3 protein-coding genes are annotated in these 3,061 nt (G+C 68.8%); 2 read left to right on the forward strand and 1 reads right to left on the reverse strand.

Annotated elements, in window-relative coordinates; all coding sequences use genetic code 11:
- Both AB1609_19435 and AB1609_19440 read left to right on the forward strand, forming a co-directional pair.
- Positions 1 to 182: hypothetical protein (locus AB1609_19435; protein MEW6048616.1), on the forward strand; the 182-nt coding region annotated here is incomplete at its 5' end.
- Between the two features lie 63 nt (positions 183 to 245).
- The gene (locus AB1609_19440; GenBank protein MEW6048617.1) at positions 246 to 776 is read left to right on the forward strand and encodes a hypothetical protein; all 531 of its coding nucleotides are present in this window, start codon (positions 246 to 248) and stop codon (positions 774 to 776) included.
- Between the two features lie 63 nt (positions 777 to 839).
- Here AB1609_19440 and AB1609_19445 read toward each other — a convergent pair whose 3' ends face one another.
- A complete protein-coding gene (locus AB1609_19445) occupies positions 840 to 2,429 on the reverse strand; it encodes an IS1634 family transposase (GenBank protein MEW6048618.1) in 1,590 nt (529 codons plus the stop codon).
- Between the last annotated feature and the right edge of the window lie 632 nt (positions 2,430 to 3,061).

The raw sequence follows: 3,061 nt of genomic DNA on the forward strand, positions 1-3,061 counted from the left end.
GCACCCGCCAGCGCGTCATCGCCAGCCTGGGCCGGGAAGACCAGCTCGACCGGGAGAAGCTGCACCGCCTGGCCCGCCAACTGGTGGCCTGGGCGGAGGGGCGGCAGGATGTCGAGCCCAGCGACGTCGAGGTCGGGGCCAGCCGGGAGGTCGGGCGACTGATGGTGCTGGAGCACCTGTAGCACGAGCTGGAGCTCGACCGGATCCTGGCCGAGCAGCTGCGGGGCCGGCGCTTCGCCTTCGATGTGGCCACGGTGATCAAGGCCATCGTCTTCGGGCGGGTCATCGAGCCCTCCTCAGAGCGGGCGCTGGTGCGGGAGTGGCTGCGGCGGGTGCGCTGGCCAGGCTTCGAGGCCATTCGGCTCCACCACACCTACCGGGCCCTGGCCGCCCTGGCGGCGATCGAGGTGGGGCTGGAGCGGGCGCTGACCCAGGTACTCACCGGCAGGTTGTTTGCCGACGTGACGTTGACCCTCTTTGACACCACCTCCATCCATTTCGAAGGCCGCGGGCCGCTAGGCCTGGCCGGCTATGGCTACAGCCCCACCCGGCCCGACCTGGTGCAGGTCCGCTTGGCCCTGTTGACCAGCCGGGAGGGGCTCCCCTTGAGCCACTGGGTCTTTCCCGGCGACCAAAACGACGTGGTCAGCTTCGCCGAAGCGGCCCGGCATTTCTGCACGCAGCTTCCCGTGGGGGACTTCACGGTGGTGGCCGACCGGGGCATGGTGAGCAGCGAGAACCTGCAGGCCCTGGAGCAGGTCCAGACTCGACTTTGACACCTCGGTCTGCAGGTTTCCCGTGACGACGGCCTTTCGAGAGGACGCGCGATGGACGTGCCACTACGCGACCCGGGTGGGAGGCAATTCCTCCACGCGATTGGGCGGGCGGATGCCCAGGAGGCGGAAGACGGTGGAGGCCGTCCCCTCCAGCTCCGTGCGCAGCAGGTAGCGCTTGCCCTTCACCTGCAGGGGCACCGCCCGCAGCTTGGCCAGGTCGGCCAGCGCCTCCCGGTAGGAGACGGCCTCCCCCAGCTGGTGGCGCAGGTACGACTCCAGCACGAAGGCGAGGAAGCAGATCATCACGTGGCCCCGCACGTGCGCCTCGGTCCAGACGTAGACCGGCCGGATCTCCAGCGAGCTCTTCAGCTCCCGGAAGGCCCGCTCGACCCGCCAGAGCGTCTTGTACGACTGCGCCACCTCCGCCGGGTCCCGGTCCGTGTTGGTCAGCACCACGAACTTCCCGTCGTAGCGGGCATCCGCCTCGATGGCCGCCTCGTTGATCTGGACGGCTTCCTTGCGGATCGTCACGTACCGGCGGTAGCGGCTGTGGTGGATGAGATCGCTCGGGCTGCCCTCCTCCAGGGCCTGGCGCAGCCGCTGGACGACCTCCTCCCGGACCTTCCGGTCATGGGCGGCGGCCTCGGGGTTGAAGGCCAGGATGTAGCGCCGGCCCCGGCGGACGACCTCCTTCACCTTCAGGGTGGGGCTGACCACCCGGTAGCGGCCGGGGCTTCCCACCACCTCGTCCCGCACGGTGCGCACGCCCCGCATCCGCATCCCCACGATGTACTCGAAGCCCGCCTCCTCCAGCGCCTCCAGGGTCCGCTTCCCCACCGAGCCCCGGTCGGCCACGAAGATTACCTTCCGGAAGGCGAAGCGGTGCTTCAGTTGCCCGATGATGGAAAGCGTCGCCTTCACGTCGTTGAGGTTGCCGGGGTAGACGGCTTGGGCCAGCGGCCACCCCTCCCGGGTCAGCAGCACCCCCACCACCATCTGGCGCCGGTCGCTGCGCCGGTCCTTCGCCTTGCCGAACCGGGCCAGCCGCGTCGGGTGGCTCCCTTCGAAGCGCACGGAGGTCGTGTCCCACAAGACGAGCTCCAGCTCCTGGTGGAAGAGATCCGTGAAGCGGGCGAACAGGAAGTCCTCCACCCGGTGATGGAAGCGGTGGGCGTAGGTGAGGGCCCGGTAGAAGTGGTGGAGCGCCAGGCCCCCAAAGCGCGGCTCCCAGACCGTCGGCAGCCACTCCTCCACCAGACTCTTGCGCGAGCCGGGATCCATCAGGCGGTTGAGCACCAGGGCGAAGATGGCCTCCGGCAGCTCGAAGCTCACCTTCGTCTCTTCCTGCAGCCAGGTCCACAGCCGCTCGAGGCCCAGCTCCTGCCACACCCTCCGGAAGACGAGCACCGGCCCCCAGGCAGGGCCCGCCTCGGCGCTCAGGTCCTTCTGGAGGTCCAGCACCGTCAGCCGCTCGGCAAAGGCGCCCAGGGCCTCCAGGATGGCGTCGATGCGCCGGGGGGCGTCCGGCCGGTCCCACCGCACCAGGGTGGCAATGACCCGCTGGCGGGGCTTGCCGTGGACCCGGATGGCCTCGATGAGCTGCAAATAGCGGCGCACCGAGCCGTCCTTGTTGCGCTGCTCGTTGACCCGCACGAACATGACACTCCCATTATGGGGCATCTATCCCATTGCTGTCAAGGGTTGCACCCAGCCGCAACCCCCAAACGTGCCACTACGCATCTGCGTCTCTCCGGAGGTGCCCCGCGTCATGACGGGCTTTGAAGGGGGTCGGTCACCGAAGAGAGGCCGGAAGTGTAAAAGTCGAGCCAGATCCCCTACATTGTCGGGGTGCGCCTGCGCTGGCATGCAGCCAGGCAGGCCCTGGCCAGTGCCGGCCGCTACCGGCAGGTGAAGCCCAACCTCTTCGTCAAGGAGCTGCACCGCGAAGGGGACCGGCGGGTGCTGGTCTGCTTCAACCCGGAGTCGGCGGCGGATGACCGGCGCCAGCGGGCCGAGATGGTGGCGCGGCTCGTAGAGGCGCTACGGCAAAGCCCTTCGGCCTGGAAGCAGTACCTCAAGGCCCGGCCCGGCGTTACCTCGTCACCGAAGGAACCCGCCCGCAAGTCAACCGGGCGAAGATCCGGGAGGATGCCCACTACGACGGCAAGTGGGTGCTGTGGACCACCTCGCACCAGTCCGCGGAGGAGGTGGCCCTGGCCTACAAGGGACTCCTGGAAGTGGAGGAGAGCTTCCGGACCCTCAAGACGCCCCTGGAGATCCAGCCC

Source organism: Bacillota bacterium (assembly GCA_040754675.1).
Classification (GTDB): Bacteria; Bacillota; Limnochordia; order Limnochordales; family Geochordaceae; genus Geochorda.